At 69.3% G+C, this 16433-nt stretch carries 14 protein-coding genes; 9 read left to right on the top strand and 5 right to left on the bottom strand.

Annotated features, from left to right (window positions below):
* Positions 1 to 36: 36 nt before the first annotated feature.
* From uvrA to DEI93_RS08735, 9 genes are all read left to right on the top strand, one after another.
* A complete protein-coding gene (gene uvrA, locus DEI93_RS08775; protein WP_258372186.1) occupies positions 37 to 3066 on the top strand; it encodes an excinuclease ABC subunit UvrA in 3030 nt (1009 codons plus the stop codon).
* Positions 3067 to 5061: an excinuclease ABC subunit UvrC gene (gene uvrC, locus DEI93_RS08770; RefSeq protein WP_111009123.1), complete on the top strand. Its 1995-nt coding sequence runs from the start codon at positions 3067 to 3069 to the stop codon at positions 5059 to 5061. It abuts the gene before it with no gap.
* A 60-nt stretch (positions 5062 to 5121) separates the two neighbouring features.
* Positions 5122 to 6006 (top strand): RNase adapter RapZ, encoded by an 885-nt coding sequence (gene rapZ / locus DEI93_RS08765; protein ID WP_111009122.1) that lies wholly within the window; start codon positions 5122 to 5124, stop codon positions 6004 to 6006.
* Positions 6007 to 6051: 45 nt separating this feature from the next.
* The gene (gene whiA / locus DEI93_RS08760) at positions 6052 to 7032 is read left to right on the top strand and encodes a DNA-binding protein WhiA (RefSeq protein ID WP_111009121.1); all 981 of its coding nucleotides are present in this window, start codon (positions 6052 to 6054) and stop codon (positions 7030 to 7032) included.
* Between the two features lie 198 nt (positions 7033 to 7230).
* Positions 7231 to 8235: a type I glyceraldehyde-3-phosphate dehydrogenase gene (gene gap / locus DEI93_RS08755; RefSeq protein ID WP_111009120.1), complete on the top strand. Its 1005-nt coding sequence runs from the start codon at positions 7231 to 7233 to the stop codon at positions 8233 to 8235.
* 3 nt (positions 8236 to 8238) lie between these two features.
* Positions 8239 to 9456, top strand: coding sequence for a phosphoglycerate kinase (locus DEI93_RS08750; RefSeq protein ID WP_111009119.1), 1218 nt, complete (start codon positions 8239 to 8241; stop codon positions 9454 to 9456).
* Positions 9453 to 10232 carry a triose-phosphate isomerase gene (tpiA, locus tag DEI93_RS08745; protein ID WP_111009348.1) on the top strand — a complete coding sequence of 260 codons (780 nt, stop codon included), beginning with the start codon at positions 9453 to 9455 and terminating at the stop codon, positions 10230 to 10232. The genes DEI93_RS08750 and tpiA overlap by 4 nt, the downstream gene beginning before the upstream one ends.
* Positions 10233 to 10450: 218 nt before the next feature.
* Positions 10451 to 10702 (top strand): preprotein translocase subunit SecG, encoded by a 252-nt coding sequence (secG, locus tag DEI93_RS08740; protein ID WP_111009118.1) that lies wholly within the window; start codon positions 10451 to 10453, stop codon positions 10700 to 10702.
* Positions 10703 to 10706: 4 nt separating this feature from the next.
* Positions 10707 to 11072, top strand: coding sequence for an RNA polymerase-binding protein RbpA (locus DEI93_RS08735; protein ID WP_111009117.1), 366 nt, complete (start codon positions 10707 to 10709; stop codon positions 11070 to 11072).
* A gap of 199 nt (positions 11073 to 11271) precedes the next feature.
* On the opposite strand, the gene pgl is transcribed toward DEI93_RS08735, so the two are convergent.
* The 5 genes from pgl to tal form a co-directional block, all read right to left on the bottom strand.
* Positions 11272 to 12042: a 6-phosphogluconolactonase gene (gene pgl / locus DEI93_RS08730; protein WP_111009116.1), complete on the bottom strand. Its 771-nt coding sequence runs from the start codon at positions 12040 to 12042 to the stop codon at positions 11272 to 11274.
* Between the two features lie 34 nt (positions 12043 to 12076).
* Complete coding sequence (locus DEI93_RS08725; RefSeq protein ID WP_111009115.1) at positions 12077 to 13021, bottom strand: glucose-6-phosphate dehydrogenase assembly protein OpcA; 945 nt, start codon at positions 13019 to 13021, stop codon at positions 12077 to 12079.
* A complete protein-coding gene (gene zwf, locus DEI93_RS08720; protein ID WP_111009347.1) occupies positions 13018 to 14559 on the bottom strand; it encodes a glucose-6-phosphate dehydrogenase in 1542 nt (513 codons plus the stop codon). Before zwf ends, DEI93_RS08725 begins: the two co-directional genes overlap by 4 nt.
* Before the next feature lie 86 nt (positions 14560 to 14645).
* The gene (locus tag DEI93_RS08715; RefSeq protein WP_146244006.1) at positions 14646 to 15320 is read right to left on the bottom strand and encodes a hypothetical protein; all 675 of its coding nucleotides are present in this window, start codon (positions 15318 to 15320) and stop codon (positions 14646 to 14648) included.
* Complete coding sequence (gene tal / locus DEI93_RS08710; protein ID WP_111009113.1) at positions 15317 to 16429, bottom strand: transaldolase; 1113 nt, start codon at positions 16427 to 16429, stop codon at positions 15317 to 15319. Before tal ends, DEI93_RS08715 begins: the two co-directional genes overlap by 4 nt.
* Positions 16430 to 16433 lie beyond the last annotated feature (4 nt).

Below are 16433 nucleotides of genomic sequence, written 5' to 3'. Positions count from 1 at the left end.
GGCCGGATGTCAGACGGGCTTCGTAGAATCGAGGTGATGACCATCACCTCCGACCGCGGTACTCCTTCCTCCGATCTGGCGGCCTTCGGGCAGCCCGGCGAGCCGCACGTCCCCGGCGCCAGCATCTCCGGGACCTCGACCTCGACGCTCAGCGTCCGGGGTGCGCGCGTGCACAACCTGCGGGACGTTGACCTCGAGATCCCGCGGGACTCCCTCGTCGTGTTCACGGGTCTGTCCGGCTCGGGCAAGTCCTCGCTCGCGTTCGACACGATCTTCGCCGAGGGGCAGCGTCGGTACGTCGAGTCGCTGTCGGCGTACGCGCGCCAGTTCCTCGGGCAGGTGGATCGTCCCGACGTGGATTTCATCGAGGGACTCAGCCCCGCCGTGTCGATCGACCAGAAGTCGACGAACCGCAACCCACGCTCGACGGTCGGGACGATCACCGAGGTGTACGACTACATGCGGCTGCTGTGGGCGCGCATCGGCGTTCCGCACTGCCCGGTGTGTGGCGAGGTGATCAGCAAGCAGTCGGTGCAGCAGATCGCCGACCAATTGATGACGCTCGAAACCGGTACGCGGTTCCAGGTGCTGGCACCCATCGTGTCGAAGAAGAAGGGCGAGTTCGTCGATCTCTTCCAGGAACTCGCGGCCTCCGGGTACGCGCGGGCCATCGTCGACGGCGAGCGCGTGCAACTGAGCACACCGCCCACGTTGAAGAAGCAGGTCAAGCACGACATCGCGGTCATCGTCGACCGCCTCGTCGCGTCGGACGACGTCCTCGGGCGCCTGACCGACTCCCTCGAGACCGCACTCCGGCTCACCGGCGGCACCGTCTCGATCGACCTCGTCGACCACGAGGGCCCCGGTGCGGTTCGGACCTACTCCGAGAACCTCTCGTGCCCGAACAACCACCCGCTCGCGCTCACCGAGATCGAGCCCCGGACGTTCTCGTTCAACGCGCCGTTCGGAGCATGCCCCGAGTGCTCCGGCCTCGGTACACGGATGTCGGTCGATCCGGACCTCGTGCTCGGCGACCCCGAGGCGAGCCTCGCCGACGGCGTCGTCCTGCCGTGGACGGGGACGGGCGGCCTCTACAGCTACTTCGAGAAGCTCCTGCAGGGACTCGGCAAGGAGCTCGGGTTCCGGCTCGACACCCCGTGGAACCAGCTCGACCCCACCGTCCAGGCAGCCATCCTGACGGGCAAGGACTTCGAGGTGTCGGTGTCCTGGCGCAACCGGTTCGGCCGTGAGATGCGTTACACCAGTGGTTTCGAGGGCGTGATGCCCTACATCGAGCGCAAGTACGGCGAGGCCGAGACCGACGCGCAGCGCCAGCGGTTCCAGGGGTACCTCCGCGAGGTCCCGTGTCCCGTCTGCGACGGCACGCGCCTCAAGCCCGAGGTGCTCGCCGTGACGGTCGCGGACCGGAGCATCGCCGACGTCTGCGACCTCAGCCTGGAGGACTCCCACGCCTTCATGGAGTCGCTCGCCCTCACCCCTCGGGAGGCCCACATCGCGGCCGCCGTGCTGCGCGAGATCCGCGCGCGCCTCGAGTTCCTGCTCGAGGTGGGGCTGTCGTACCTGACCCTGTCTCGTGGTGCAGGGTCGCTCTCCGGCGGGGAGGCCCAGCGGATCCGCTTGGCGACGCAGATCGGCTCGGGCCTGACCGGCGTGCTGTACGTGCTCGACGAGCCGAGCATCGGCCTGCACCAGCGGGACAACCGGCGTCTCATCGACACCCTGGTCAAGCTGCGCGACCTCGGGAACACGCTGATCGTCGTGGAGCACGACGAGGACACGATCCGGACGGCCGACTGGATCGTCGACGTCGGCCCGGGTGCGGGCGTGAACGGCGGTCGGATCGTGCACTCGGGGCCCTACCAGGAGCTGCTCGACAACCGCGGTTCGACGACCGGGGACTACCTCGCGGGGCGTCGTGCCATCGAGCTCCCTGCAGAGCGTCGTCGCGTCGACCGGAAGCGCGTCATCACCGTCCAGGGGGCACGGGCGAACAACCTGAAGGACGTCGAGGTGCAGTTCCCCCTCGGGGTGTTCACGGCCGTCACCGGGGTCAGTGGTTCCGGCAAGTCGACGCTCGTCAACGACATCCTCTACAAGGTGCTCGCCAACCAGCTCAATGGTGCTCGACACATCCCGGGCAAGCACACCCGCGTGAAGGGCCTCGACCAGCTCGACAAGGTCGTGCACGTCGACCAGGCGCCCATCGGCCGGACCCCGCGGTCGAACCCCGCGACGTACACCGGTGTGTTCGACCGGATCCGGAACCTGTTCGCCGAGACGCAAGAGGCCAAGACCCGCGGCTACGGGCCCGGTCGCTTCAGCTTCAACGTCAAGGGCGGGCGCTGCGAGAACTGCGCGGGCGACGGCACGATCAAGATCGAGATGAACTTCCTGCCGGACGTCTACGTGACGTGCGAGGTCTGTGGCGGTGCGCGCTACAACCGCGAGACCCTGCAGGTCCACTACAAGGGCAAGAACATCTCCGAGGTGCTCGAGATGCCGATCAGCGAGGCGGCCGAGTTCTTCGAGCCGATCTCGGCGATCCACCGCTACATGAAGACCCTCGTCGACGTCGGACTCGGGTACGTGCGTCTCGGTCAGAGTGCCACGACGCTCTCCGGTGGTGAGGCCCAGCGCGTCAAGCTCGCGACCGAACTGCAGCGTCGCTCGAACGGGCGGACCGTGTACGTGCTCGACGAGCCGACGACCGGACTCCACTTCGAGGACGTCCGCAAGCTCCTGCTCGTGCTGCAGGGGCTCGTCGACAAGGGCAACACGGTCATCACGATCGAGCACAACCTCGACGTCATCAAGTCGGCGGACTGGATCGTCGACATGGGCCCCGAGGGCGGGTCGGGTGGTGGCACGGTGCTCGCCACGGGGACGCCGGAACACGTCGCGGACGTGCCGGAGAGTCACACGGGCGTGTTCCTCCGCGAGATCTTCGATGCCCAGGACGCCCGAGTGGGCGCGCAGCGTGCGGTCGACCGTCGGTCGGCGGACCACGTGGCCGGACGCAGTCGGGTCGCGGCGGAGGTCCGGTAGGTGGCGGACACCGTCCCGTGGCGACCGAGAGCGAGCGAGATCCCGACCGACCCGGGCGTGTACCGGTGGCGTGACGCCGACGGGCGCGTGTTGTACGTCGGCAAGGCGAAGAACCTCCGTGCTCGCCTCAGCAACTACTTCGCACCGCTGCCGACCCTGCACGAGCGGACCCGGCGGATGGTCCTCACGGCGGCGAGCGTCGAGTGGACCGTGGTGGGGAGCGAGATCGAGGCCCTCCAGCTCGAGTACACGTGGATCAAGGAGTTCGATCCGCCCTTCAACGTCAAGTTCCGGGACGACAAGTCGTACCCGTACATGGCGATCACCCTCGGGGACGAAGCCCCTCGGGTCATGGTCACGCGGAACCGGAAGATCCGGGGCGCCAAGTACTTCGGGCCGTACCCGAAGATCTGGGCGGTGCACGACACGATCGACCTGATGATCAAGGTGTTCCCGATCCGCACCTGTTCGGACTCGAGCTACAAGCGCGCGATGCAGACCGGGCGGCCCTGTTTCCCGGGGCAGATCGGCAAGTGCGGCGGTCCGTGCTCCGGTCGGGTGTCGATCGAGGAGCACCGGGCGATCGTCGAGGAGTTCGTCCGCTTCATGGGCAGCTACGACCGGCGGGTCATCAGCGAACGTCGTGCACGGATGGCAGCCGCCGCCGACGCCATGCACTACGAGGAAGCGGCCCGCTACCGCGACCAGGTCGAGGCGCTCGAGGCGGTGCTCGAGAAGAGCGCGGTCGTGCTCCGCGACTCGGTCGACCTCGACCTGTTCGGTGTCGCCGAGGACGAACTCGCGGCCGCGGTCCAGCAGTTCACGGTGCGGGGTGGCCGGATCCGAGGCGTGCGGGGCTGGGTGGTCGACAAGGAGCTCGACATCAGCACCGGCGAGCTCGTCGAGCAGATCGTGCAGAGCGTGTACGCGGGAGCCGAGGAGCCGCCGCGCGAGGTCGTCGTCCCGGCGCTGCCCGAGGACGCCGACGCCCTCGAGACCTGGCTGTCCGAACAGCGTGGTGGCCGCGCGGTACGACTCAGCACAGCCCAGCGTGGTGACCGTGCCGGCCTGGCGAAGACCGCGACGGTCAACGCGGCCCAGGCCCTGAGGCTGTACAAGACCAAGCGGTCGGCCGACTACACGACCCGCTCCGCCGCGCTCGCCGACATCCAGGACGCCCTCGGGATGACCGACGCGCCGCTGCGGATGGAGTGCTACGACATCTCCCACCTGCAGGGCACGAACATCGTCGCGTCGATGGTCGTCTTCGAGGACGGCCTGCCACGGAAGGACCAGTACCGGCGCTACACGATCGCCGAGTCCCGTGACGACACGGACAGCATGTACCAGGTGCTGTCACGACGCCTCGCGCGGCTCGACGAGGACGCCGACCTCCCGACCGTGGCGGACCCGACCAGCGACGAGGTCGTCGAGCAGGGCGCACGCACCAAGCGGTTCGCGTACCGACCGCAGCTGCTCATCGTCGACGGCGGTCAGCCGCAGGTCGAGGCCGCTGCCCGGGCGATGGCCGACGCCGGCGTCACGGACATCGCGCTGTGCGGGATCGCCAAGCGCCTGGAGGAAATCTGGTTACCGGGCGATGACTTCCCGGTGATCCTGCCGCGGAACTCCGAGGCGTTGTTCCTGATCCAGCGGATCCGTGACGAGGCGCACCGGTTCGCGATCACCCACCAGCGGACACGGCGCAAGCGCGATGTCCGGAGTCGGCTCGCCGAGATCCCCGGCCTCGGTCCGACGCGCGTCAACGGTCTCCTCAAGCACTTCGGGTCCGTGGCTCGGCTGCGCGATGCGACACCGGAGGAGATCGCCGAGGTCCCCGGCATCGGTCCGGCGACGGCCGCTGCCGTCCGGAGACAGCTCGACGCGTCGGCACCGACGTCAGCGCCCGAACCCGGGTCAGCGCCCGAAGCGCCCGAACCCGGGTCAGCGCCCGAAGCGCCGGATCTGCCCGCGCTCCATTCGGTGAGCCGCTAGCCTGGGCGGACCAGTCCGATGACGACCACACCGCACGGTGACCACGGAGCGCGCTCACGAATGACCGACCTCAGTAGTCCCTCGCACGACGTGCTCATCGTGACCGGCATGTCCGGCGCGGGGCGGTCCACCGTCGGGAAGGCGCTGGAGGACCTCGGCTGGTACGTCGTCGACAACCTGCCGACGCAGATGCTCGGTCCGTTGACCGACCTGGCCGAGCGGGCGGGGGAGTCGCTGCCGAAGATCGCGACCGTCGTGGACGTCCGCGGTGGGAGGTTCTTCACCGACCCCGAGGGGGCCGTCCGACGACTCCGGGACAGCACCACCGCACGGGTCCGGGTGCTCTTCCTCGAGGCGACCGACGCCGTCCTCGTCCGGCGGTTCGAGCAGGTGCGGCGGCCCCACCCCTTGCAGGGCGAGGACACGCTCCTCGACGGCATCGGTCGAGAGCGGTCGCGTCTGCTCGGACTCCGTGAAGCCTCGGACGTCGTGATCGACACGTCGGACCTCAACATCCACCAGCTCGCCGCCCGGGTCGCGGAGCAGTTCGCCGAGGACCGGTTCGTGGGCGTGCAGGTGACCCTGATGAGTTTCGGGTTCAAGTACGGACTGCCCGCCGATGCGGACATGGTGGCGGACGTCCGCTTCCTCCCGAACCCCTACTGGGTGCCGGAACTCCGCGAGCACACGGGCCTCGACGCCGACGTCGCGGACTACGTCCTGGGCCAGGACGGAGCACGTCCGTTCATCGACCGCTACGCGGCGGCGGTCGAGCCGGTGCTGGCCGGGTACCAGCGAGAGAACAAGAGACACGCTACGATCGCCATTGGCTGCACGGGCGGCAAGCACCGGTCCGTCGCCATCGTCGCCGAGCTGGCGAGTCTCATCCGCGGGATGCCGAACGTGGCCGTGCGCGTCAAGAACCGCGACCTCGGTAGGGAGTGACCGACCCTCCCTTCCCGCGTGCCCCCGAACGTAAGGAATGATGCATTGCCGTTGACTGCCGAGGTCAAGGACGAACTGGCCCGCGTGGCCGTGAACCGCAACACGGTCCGCGCCGCGGAACTCGCGACGGTGCTGCGGTTCGCGGGTGGCCTGCACGTCATCTCGGGCAGGATCGCGGTCGAGGTCGAACTCGACACCCGGATCATCGTGCACCGCGTGCGGAAGGACCTCGCTGAGTTGTACGGCGTGCGGAGCGAGGCGAGCGTCGGCTCGTCCGCATCCGCGCGGCGCGGGACCCGCTACCTGGTCCGCGTGCTCGAGGCGGGCGAGACCCTGGCGCGCCAGACCGGTCTCATGGACGCCCGTCGTCGCCCGGTTCGGGGCCTCCCGAACCGACTGACGACCGGCAACCGTGACGACCTCGCCGCCATCTGGCGTGGCGCCTTCCTCGCCACCGGCACGCTGACCGACCCGGGGCGCGCTGCCGCGCTCGAGGTCACCTGCCCCGGGAACGAGGCTGCGATGGCGCTCGTCGGAGCGGCGTCCCGCCTCGGTGTCGCCGCGAAGGGCCGGGAGGTCCGGGGCGTCCACCGCGTCGTGATCCGTGACGGTGAGGCGATCGGCCAGATGCTCACCGTCATGGGCGCAGCGCGGTGCAGCGCGGAGTGGGAGGAGCTCCGTCAGCGTCGCGAGGTCCGCGCGACCGCGAACCGGCTCGTGAACTTCGACGACGCGAACCTCCGTCGCTCGGCGCAGGCGGCGGTCGCCGCGTGCGCCCGGGTCGAGCGAGCGCTCGAGATCCTGGGCGACGACGTCCCGGACCACCTGAAGTACGCAGGGGCACTGCGGCTCACCCACCGCGATGCGAGCCTCGACGAGCTCGGGCAGCACGCTGAGCCTCCCATGACGAAGGACGCCATCGCCGGACGCATCCGGCGCCTGCTCGCGATGGCCGACAAGAAGGCGCTCGACCTGGGTGTCCCGGGCACCGAGGCGAACCTGCCGGACGACCTCGACGAGGCCTGAGCGCTCGGCCACGGACCCGCGGACGCGTCTCCCGAGCCCGTCCATGACGTCGCTCGACGGCGTGCGTCGAGGGGTCTGTGCCGACTGCTACTGTCGTCCCGACGACGTCTCGGGCGTATCGTCAGCCTCAGGCGCAGGCCCCGACCTGCACTCCGAACACCAGCGTCGAAAGCACGCTCGACAGACACAGGAGTTCCATTGACCGTCAAGATCGGCATCAACGGCTTCGGCCGGATCGGCCGCAACTTCTTCCGGGCCGCCCTGGCCAAGGGCAGCGAGCTCGAGGTCGTCGCGGTGAACGACCTCACCGACAACAAGGCGCTCGCTCAGCTCCTGAAGTACGACTCGATCACGGGCAAGCTCCCGGCTGAGGTCGGGCTCGAGGGCGACAGCATCGTCGTCGACGGCAAGCCGATCAAGGTCCTGGCCGAGCGCGACCCCGCCAAGCTGCCGTGGGGCGAGCTCGGTGTCGACATCGTCATCGAGTCGACCGGGTTCTTCACGAAGGCCGAGGACGCGCGGAAGCACATCGAGGCGGGCGCCAAGAAGGTCATCATCTCGGCGCCGGCCACGGGCGACGACGTCACGATCGTGCTCGGCGTGAACGAGGGCACCTACGACCCGGCGTCGCACCACATCATCTCGAACGCGTCCTGCACGACGAACAGCCTCGCGCCGCTCGCCAAGGTGTTCAACGACGCGTTCGGCATCGAGCGCGGTCTCATGACGACGGTGCACGCCTACACCGCGGACCAGAACCTCCAGGACGGCCCGCACAAGGACCTCCGCCGCGCCCGCGCCGCCGCGCTCAACATCGTGCCGACCTCGACCGGCGCCGCCAAGGCCATCGGTCTCGTGCTCCCGGAGCTCGCGGGCAAGCTGGACGGATTCGCGCTCCGCGTGCCGGTGCCGACCGGGTCGATCACCGACCTCACGCTCGAGACCTCCTCCGACGTGACGATCGACGACATCAACGCGGCGTACAAGGCCGCCGCGGAGGGGCCGCTCAAGGGCATCCTCGAGTACAGCGACGAGCCGCTCGTGTCGAGCGACATCACGACGAACCCGCACTCGTCGATCTACGACTCGGGCCTGACGAAGGTCATGGGCAACCTGGTCAAGATCACCTCGTGGTACGACAACGAGTGGGGCTACTCAAACCGCCTGGTCGACCTGACGGAGTACGTCGGGGAGCGCCTGTAACCCATGGCACTCCGTACCCTCGAGGACCTCGGCGACCTGGCGGGCAAGCGCGTCGTCGTCCGGTGTGACCTGAACGTCCCGCTGGCCGACGGCACCATCACGGACGACGGCCGCGTGCGCGCGTCGCTCGGCACCCTGAATCGACTCATCGGAGTCGGCGCACGGGTCATCGTGATCTCGCACCTCGGGCGGCCCGACGGCGAACGCAAGGCCGAGTTCAGCCTCGCACCCGTCGCGCAGCGGCTCTCCGAACTGCTCGGCAAGCCGGTCGCCTTCTGCGACGAGACCGTCGGTGACGCCGCCACCGCAGCCGCCGGGGCCCTCGAGGACGGCGACGTCCTGGTACTGGAGAACCTCCGGTTCAACAGCGAGGAGACCGCGAAGGACGCCGGCGTGCGCGGCGACTTCGCGGACCGCATCGCCGCCATGGGCGAGGCGTTCGTCTCCGACGGATTCGGCGTCGTGCACCGCAAGCAAGCGAGCGTCTACGAGTTGGCGGGAGCGTTGCCGAGCGCGGCCGGACTCCTGATCGAACAGGAGCTCGGTGTCCTCGAACGCCTGACCAGCGAACCGGAGCGCCCCTACACCGTGGTGCTCGGCGGCTCGAAGGTCAGTGACAAGCTCGGCGTGATCGCGCACCTGCTCCCGCGAGTGGACACCCTGTGCATCGGGGGCGGCATGCTGTTCACGTTCCTCGCGGCGCAGGGCCACGGTGTCGGGTCGTCGCTCCTCGAACGCGACCAGCTCGACACCGTGCGGGGCTACCTCGACGAGGCAGCGCAGCGCGGCGTCACCATCGACCTGCCCACCGACGTCGTGGTGGCGTCCGGATTCGCGGCCGACGCCGAGCACGAGGTCGTCGCGGCGGACGCGATCGAGTCCGCCCGCTTCGGCCCGGACGGCATCGGTCTCGACATCGGGCCGGAGACCGCGGCGCGGTTCGCGGACGCGGTGCGCGGCTCGCGGACGGTGTTCTGGAACGGCCCGATGGGTGTGTTCGAGTTCCCGGCGTTCGCCGCTGGGACCAAGACGGTCGCCCAGGCGCTCACCGAGGTCGAGGGCCTCGGGGTCGTCGGTGGCGGTGACTCCGCGGCCGCGGTCCGCTCACTCGGCTTCGACGACGACCAGTTCGGTCACATCTCGACCGGTGGCGGGGCGAGCCTCGAGTTCCTCGAGGGGAAGAGCCTGCCCGGCCTCGAAGCCCTCGGGTGGAGCGCATGACCCGCTCGCCGCTCATCGCGGGCAACTGGAAGATGAACCTGGACCACCTCCAGGCCATCGCCACGGTGCAGAAGCTCGCCTGGACGCTCAAGGACGCCCGACACGACCACGACGACGTCGAGGTCGCGGTGTTCCCGCCGTTCACGGACCTGCGGAGCGTGCAGACGCTCGTCTCGGCGGACAAGCTGCGCATCCGCTTCGGCGGACAGGACCTTTCACGGCACTCGTCCGGCGCGCACACGGGCGAGGTCAGCGGGGCGTTCCTCGCCGCCCTCGACGCGACGTACGTGATCGTGGGGCATTCGGAGCGGCGGACCGAACACGGGGAGACCGACGAGATCGTCGCGGAGAAGACGGCCGCGGCGCTCCGGCACGGCCTGGTTCCGGTCGTGTGCGTGGGTGAGACCGCCGAGGACCGGGAGTCCCACGGTGCCGGCAAGGTACCGGTCGAGCAGCTCGAGGTGGTGCTCCGCGCCGTGCCCGCCGCCGAGATCGTGGTGGCGTACGAGCCCGTGTGGGCCATCGGGTCCGGTCAGGCCGCGACGCCCGAGCAGGCGCAGGACGACTGCGCCGCGCTCCGTCGTGCGATCGCGACCGCATGGGGCGACGACATCGCCGCGAGCACTCGGGTGCTCTACGGCGGTTCCGTGAAGTCCGGCAACATCGCGGGGTTCATGCGGGAGCCCGACATCGACGGCGCCCTCGTCGGCGGCGCGAGCCTCGACGTCGCCGAGTTCGCGGCCATCTGCCGCTTCCGGCAGCACGTCGGCCTCTGACCACCGTCGGTGCGGGCCGCACGTCTCGGGCCGCACGTCTCGCCTCGGGCCACACCTCGGTGCCGGACGCGTTCCTCCGCATGCCGTGGCAGCCGGCCCGGCACCGCCCGGGAGGCTCGACTCCGGCCGGTACCGTGCCTCACGTTCCCGGTCCGGCGCGCTGTTCGGCGTGGCCGTGCCGTTATACTCGTACAGCTGACTGACACGAAAGGGTCCGCGTGGTCATCCTCCAGGTCGTCCTCCAGGTGCTGCTCGCCATCACGAGCCTCCTGCTGACGCTGCTCATCCTCCTGCACCGCGGTCGCGGCGGCGGTCTCTCCGACATGTTCGGCGGTGGCGTGACGAGCAATCTCGGAGCGTCCGGCGTCGCAGAGCGGAACCTCAACAGGATCACGGTGATCCTCGGGCTGGTGTGGATCGTCTGCATCATCGTGCTCGGTCTCATCAGCAAGTTCACGGCGGGGAGCTGAATACATGGCATCCGGAGGCAGTGCAATCCGAGGGTCACGCGTCGGCGCGGGCCCGATGGGGGAGCAGGACCGCGGCATCCAGGCGGACCGAGTGGCGATCTCGTACTGGGACGCGCTCGGCAACGAGACCGTGCGGTACTTCGCCGCCGGTCTGCCGGACGAGGAGATCCCCGAGGTCATCGACTCACCGTCGTCGGGTCTCCCGGCCGGGCGTGACAAGGACAACCCACCCCTCGTGACCAAGACCGAGCCGTACAAGACGCACCTCGCGTACGTCAAGGAGCGTCGTACCGAAGAGGAAGCTGCGCAGCTCCTGGAGGAAGCGCTCCAGCAGCTCCGAGCTCGTCGCGGGACGCTCAAGTCGGAATAGCCCGCGGCGTCGCCCGTCGACGAAGCCCCGGCTCCCATCGCGGGAGGCCGGGGCTTCGTCGTCCCGGCGATCGCCGGGTCCGTCTCGCCCATGGGCGACCATCCGGCGGCCTCGGGCGGAGCTTGGCGCTCGGGGAACGAGGACGGCCCCGGTGCTCCTCGAGGGAGCACCGGGGCCGTCGGACGACGCTGTGCGGACGTCAGTACGTCGACGCGATGAGGTTCTCTGGCACGTCGCGCGCGGCGTCCTGATCGATGAAGAACACGGTCCGCTTCCGACCCTGCACACCGCCGACGGGGACGTCCTCGACCGAGGCGCCGGCCAGGGCGAGACCCAGCACCGAAGCCTTCTCGGCGCCGGACAAGACCACCCAGACGCGCTGCGACGCGTTGATCACCGGGTAGGTGAGGGTGAGCCGCTGCGGCGGCGGCTTGGGGGAGTCGTCGACGGGAACGACGCTGCGGTCGGTGATGGCCAGCTGCGGGAACTCCGGGAACAGCGACGCCGTGTGGCCGTCGGGCCCGACACCGAGGAGGGTGATGTCGAAGCTCGGCGCCATCGCGTCGGACGATGCCGAACCGGCCAGCTCCTCGGCGTACTTGGCTGCGGCCTCGTCGATCGTCAGGCCCTCATCGCTCGACGGCATCCGGTGGATGTTGTCGTCCGGGATGGACACGTGGGCGAAGAAGTCCGACTCCGTGCCGGTGTCGTTCCGGTCGGCGTCGCCCTTCGGGACCCATCGCTCGTCGACCCACCAGACGTGGACCTTCGCCCAGTCCACGCTCTCGCGGGCGGGAGACTGCCCGATCGCTGCGAGGACCAGCGTCGACACCGAACCACCCGAGATGGCGATGGACGCCTGCCCCTGGTCGTCGATGACGTCGATGATCTTCGTGATGAAGCGAGCGGCGACCGACGCGCCGAGGGCCTGCTTGTCCGGGTGCACCAGCACCCGTCGTTCGTTGGTCACGTGACTCCGTTTCGATTGCGACTGACGCGGTCGATCAGCCGGCGACGGTGTCGCCGAGCTGGCGGACTCCGTGCTTGACGACGTCTCCGAAGAGCACGTCGGGATCGAGTCTACGGAGTTCCTCCGCGAGACAGTCCCGGAGACTCCGGCGCGGCAGCGACAGGTCGTGGACCGGCTGTCCCGGCTGCGACAGCGTCGCGACATCGACGAGTGACCGCTCGAGGACGATGTCCCCCGACTCGCGCGTCAACGTCACACCGTGGATCCCGCTCGAGCCCGTGGCCCGCGGCGAGGTCACCTGGGTGACGGGGACCTGGAGCTGCAGCTGCAGCCATCCGGCGAGCAGGTGGGTGGAGGGTGAGTCGCTGGCACCCGAGACCTCCACGGCGGTCACCGGCTCGTAGGGTGGCTGGTCGAGCACGGCAGCCAGCTGGTTCCGCCAGAGGGTCAAGCGTGTCCACGCGAAGTCGGTGTCACCGGGCGTGTACGAGGCCCCGAGCGCCTCGATCGCGACCCGCGGGTCCGGCTGGTTGGCGGCGTCGGTGATCCGGCGCTGGGCGATCCGGCCGAGTGCGGAGTCCGCGGGGGTCTCCGGAGCGCGCTCCGGCCACCAGGCGACGACCGGCGCGTCGGGCAGCAGGAGCCCCGTGACGAGGCCTTCCTCGTCCGACGCCGTCTCGCCGTAGGCCCGGAGGACGATGACCTCGCTCGCACCGGCGTCGCTTCCGACTCGGATCTGCGCGTCGAGGCGCCCCGGGGACTTCCGGTCACCCTCGTTCCGGGACACGATCACGACTCGCATCGGGTGCTCGCGAGAGGCCTCGTTGGCCGCCTCGATCGCTTCTTCCTCGTGACCGAGCGAGGTCGCGACGATGAGCGTGAGCACCCGTCCGAGTGCGACCGCGCCGCCCTCCTCACGGATGCGGATGAGGGACTTCTGGATCTTCGAGACCGTGGTGTTCGGCAGATCGATCTTCATGGACGCCTCCAACTCCGGCCGTCGCGGGCGAGCAGGGCATCGGCGGACGCCGGACCCCACGTGCCGGGACGGTACTGCTCGGGCTGACCCTGGGTCGCCCAGAACTCCTCGATCGGGTCGAGGATCTTCCAGGAGAGCTCGACCTCCTGGTGACGGGGGAACAGCGGCGGGTCGCCGAGGAGCACGTCGAGGATGAGCCGCTCGTACGCCTCGGGGCTCGCCTCGGTGAACGCGTGCCCGTAGCCGAAGTCCATGGTCACGTCGCGCACGTGCGTACCGACGCCCGGGACCTTCGAACCGAACCGCAGCGTCACACCCTCGTCGGGCTGCACACGGATGACCAGTGCGTTCTGGCCGAGGGGCGAGCGCTCACCGATGCCGAAGATCTCCTCCGGCACCCGCTTGAACACGATCGCGATCTCGGTCACGCGTCGGCCGAGGCGCTTGCCGGCCCGCAGGTAGAACGGGACTCCGGCCCACCGGCGCGTCGCGATGCCGAGCTTGATCGCCGCGAAGGTCTCAGTGGTGGATTCCGGGTTCATCCCGGCCTCCTCGAGGAACCCGAGCACCTTCTCGCCACCCTGCCACCCGCCGGCGTACTGGCCGCGCGAGGTCGCCGTCGCGAGGTCGGCCGGCAGCCGCACCGCGGACAGGACCTTCTCCTTCTCGGCGCGGAGATCCCCCGCCTTGAACGAGACCGGCTCCTCCATCGCCGTGAGCGCGAGGAGCTGCAGCAGGTGGTTCTGGATGACGTCGCGCGCCGCACCGATGCCGTCGTAGTACGCAGCCCGACCCGCCACGCCGATGTCCTCGGCCATGGTGATCTGGACGTGGTCCACGTAGTTCGCGTTCCACAGCGGCTCGTACATCTGGTTGGCGAAGCGGAGCGTCAGGATGTTCTGGACGGTCTCCTTGCCGAGGTAGTGGTCGATCCGGAAGACGTCGTCCGGCGCGAACACGGTCTCGACGATCGCGTTGAGTTCCCGCGCCGTCGTGAGGTCCGAGCCGAACGGCTTCTCGATGACCACCCGGCTCCAGGCCTCGTCGGGCTTCTCGGTGAGGCCGGAGCGCTTGAGCTGCTCCGTGACCACCGGGAACGCCTTGGGCGGGATCGATAGGTAGAACGCGTGGTTGCCCATGGTCCCGCGCTCGGCGTCGAGTTCGTCGACGGTCTCCTTGAGCTGTCGGAACGCCTCCGGGTCGTCGAACGACCCCTGGACGAACCGGATGCCCTGCGCGAGCTGGTGCCAGACGGCCTCGTCGAACGGCGTCCGCGAGTAGTCCCGCACGGCGTCGTGGACCACCTGCGAGAAGTCCTGGTCCTCCCAGTCGCGCCGGGCGAACCCGACCAACGCGAAGCCGGGCGGGAGCAGCCCGCGGTTCGCGAGGTCGTAGACCGCGGGCATCAGCTTCTTGCGGGAGAGGTCCCCCGTGACTCCGAAGATGATGAGGGCGCTGGGGCCCGCGATCCGGTTCAGGCGTCGGTCGGACGGCAGTCGGAGCGGATTGTGCTCCGGAGTGATGGCCACCGGTGACATGTGTCGGTGAGCTCCTTCGATGTTCTGGGGACGCAGGGCCGCGGCGATGATGGGTGCCGCGACCTCGACGTCGGAGACGGTCAGCGTCAGGACCGGGCGACCCCGTGCCGCGAGCACGCTCGCGTCACGGGCTGCCTGGGCCTGGACGAGCTGACCGAAGGTGGACGGACGGTCCGGGATCGCGACGCCCAGTTCCACGAAGTCCGGGGCTTCCGGCTCCGGGTGCCGTCCGGGACGATCTCGGTCGCGTCCCGGAGGGGATCGGTGCCTGCGAGCACGGCACTCGAGTACTGCCCGCCCACCTCGTACTGCCCGCCCACCTCGGGGTCGGCGGTGGAGACGCGGTCGACAGCCCCTCGTGGGGTCCGCTCGAGCCACGATCCGTGCTCGAGCGCCGCGCCGACGGCCGATCGCCCCGGCGCGGGATCGCCGGCGTCGAGGACGACGAGCTCGATGTCGTTCGTCCGTTCGATGATCTCGGGCGCGAGCGACGAACCGCTCATGCCCTCGAGGACGACGTGGTCGACGCCCTCGTCCTGCAGTTCCGACCTCAGTGCCGCGACCTGCTCCACGAGCAGGCGCGACGCCGAGACCGCCTCGACCCAGCCGCGGCGCCGTGACGCCTCGGACTCGGCCTCCGGGCCACACAGCGGTCCGACCTCGACCGTGATGCCCGAGGCCACCTGATCGGTGACGACTCGGGACACCACGGTCTCGATCGCAGTCGCTGCGTCGCCCGAAGCGGCGATGGAAACCGTCACTTCGCCCCTTCGAGGGCGGTCTTCACGGTGTCGACGAGCTCACCCCAGGAGACGTCGAACTTGTCCACGCCCTCCTTCTCGAGGAGCGCCACGACGTCGTCGTAGTCGATGCCGACCGCCGCGAGCTGGTCCATGACCTGGTTGGCCGCGTCGTAGGAGCCCGTGATGGTGTCACCGCGGACCTCGGCGTGGTCGAACGTGGCCTCGAGGGTCTTGCCCGGCATCGTGTTGACGGTCTGGGGTGCGACGAGCTCGACGACGTAGAGCGTGTCGGGGAGCGACGGGTCCTTGACACCGGTCGAGGCCCAGAGCGGACGCTGCGGGTTCGCACCGGCCTCGAGCAGGCCCTTGGCGCGCTCGGAAGCGAACGCCTGCTCGAACACCTGGTACGCGAGCTGCGCGTTGGCGATGCCGGCCTTGCTCTTGAGCGCCTTCGCCTCATCGGAGCCGATCGCGTCGAGGCGCTTGTCGATCTCGGTGTCGACGCGCGACACGAAGAAGGACGCCACCGAGTGGATCTTCGAGAGGTCGTGGCCGGCGGCCTTCGCCTTCTCGAGCCCACCGAGGTAGGCGTCGATGACGGCGCGGTAGCGCTCGAGGCTGAAGATGAGGGTCACGTTGACGCTGATGCCGGCACCGATGACCTCGGTGATGGCCTCGAGGCCCTCGATCGTCGCCGGGATCTTGATGAGGACGTTCTCCTTGCCGACCTTCTCGTGCAGGAACTTCGCCTCCTTGATGGTCTCGGCCGCGTCGTGCGCGTAACCGGGCTCGACCTCGATCGACACGCGGCCGTCGAAGCCGTTCGACGACTCGTAGATCGACCGGAACTTGTCGCTGGCGTCGGCGACGTCGCGCGTCGTGATCTCGAAGATCGCGTCGACGACCGAGGTGCCCGCCGCGGCGAGCTCCTTGACCTGGTCGTCGTACCGCTCGCCCTTGGCGAGGGCCGACGCGAAGATCGTCGGGTTCGTCGTCACACCGACGACGTTCCGGTCGGCGATGAGCTTGTCGAGTCGTCCGGTCTGGAGCAGCTCGCGCGACAGGTCGTCGAGCCAGATGCTCACGCCCGCAGCGGAGAGCGCGGCGGTGGGGGTGGTGTCAGTCATTTCT

The organism is Curtobacterium sp. MCBD17_035 (genome assembly GCF_003234815.2).
Classification (GTDB): Bacteria; Actinomycetota; Actinomycetes; order Actinomycetales; family Microbacteriaceae; genus Curtobacterium.
The sequence above is the reverse complement of the archived record's forward strand: the minus strand, read 5'-3'. Positions and strand labels throughout refer to the sequence as shown.

What these genes read in the sequence shown, in the direction of transcription:
- DEI93_RS08735 (WP_111009117.1), top strand. Translation starts at nt 10,707, where the DNA reads ATGGCATCCGGAGGCAGTGCAATCCGAGGGTCACGCGTCGGCGCGGGC.
- zwf (WP_111009347.1), bottom strand. Translation starts at nt 14,559, where the DNA reads ATGTCACCGGTGGCCATCACTCCGGAGCACAATCCGCTCCGACTGCCG.
- tal (WP_111009113.1), bottom strand. Translation starts at nt 16,429, where the DNA reads ATGACTGACACCACCCCCACCGCCGCGCTCTCCGCTGCGGGCGTGAGC.
- DEI93_RS08725 (WP_111009115.1), bottom strand. Translation starts at nt 13,021, where the DNA reads ATGAAGATCGATCTGCCGAACACCACGGTCTCGAAGATCCAGAAGTCC.
- DEI93_RS08750 (WP_111009119.1), top strand. Translation starts at nt 8,239, where the DNA reads ATGGCACTCCGTACCCTCGAGGACCTCGGCGACCTGGCGGGCAAGCGC.
- rapZ (WP_111009122.1), top strand. Translation starts at nt 5,122, where the DNA reads ATGACCGACCTCAGTAGTCCCTCGCACGACGTGCTCATCGTGACCGGC.
- uvrA (WP_258372186.1), top strand. Translation starts at nt 37, where the DNA reads ATGACCATCACCTCCGACCGCGGTACTCCTTCCTCCGATCTGGCGGCC.
- tpiA (WP_111009348.1), top strand. Translation starts at nt 9,453, where the DNA reads ATGACCCGCTCGCCGCTCATCGCGGGCAACTGGAAGATGAACCTGGAC.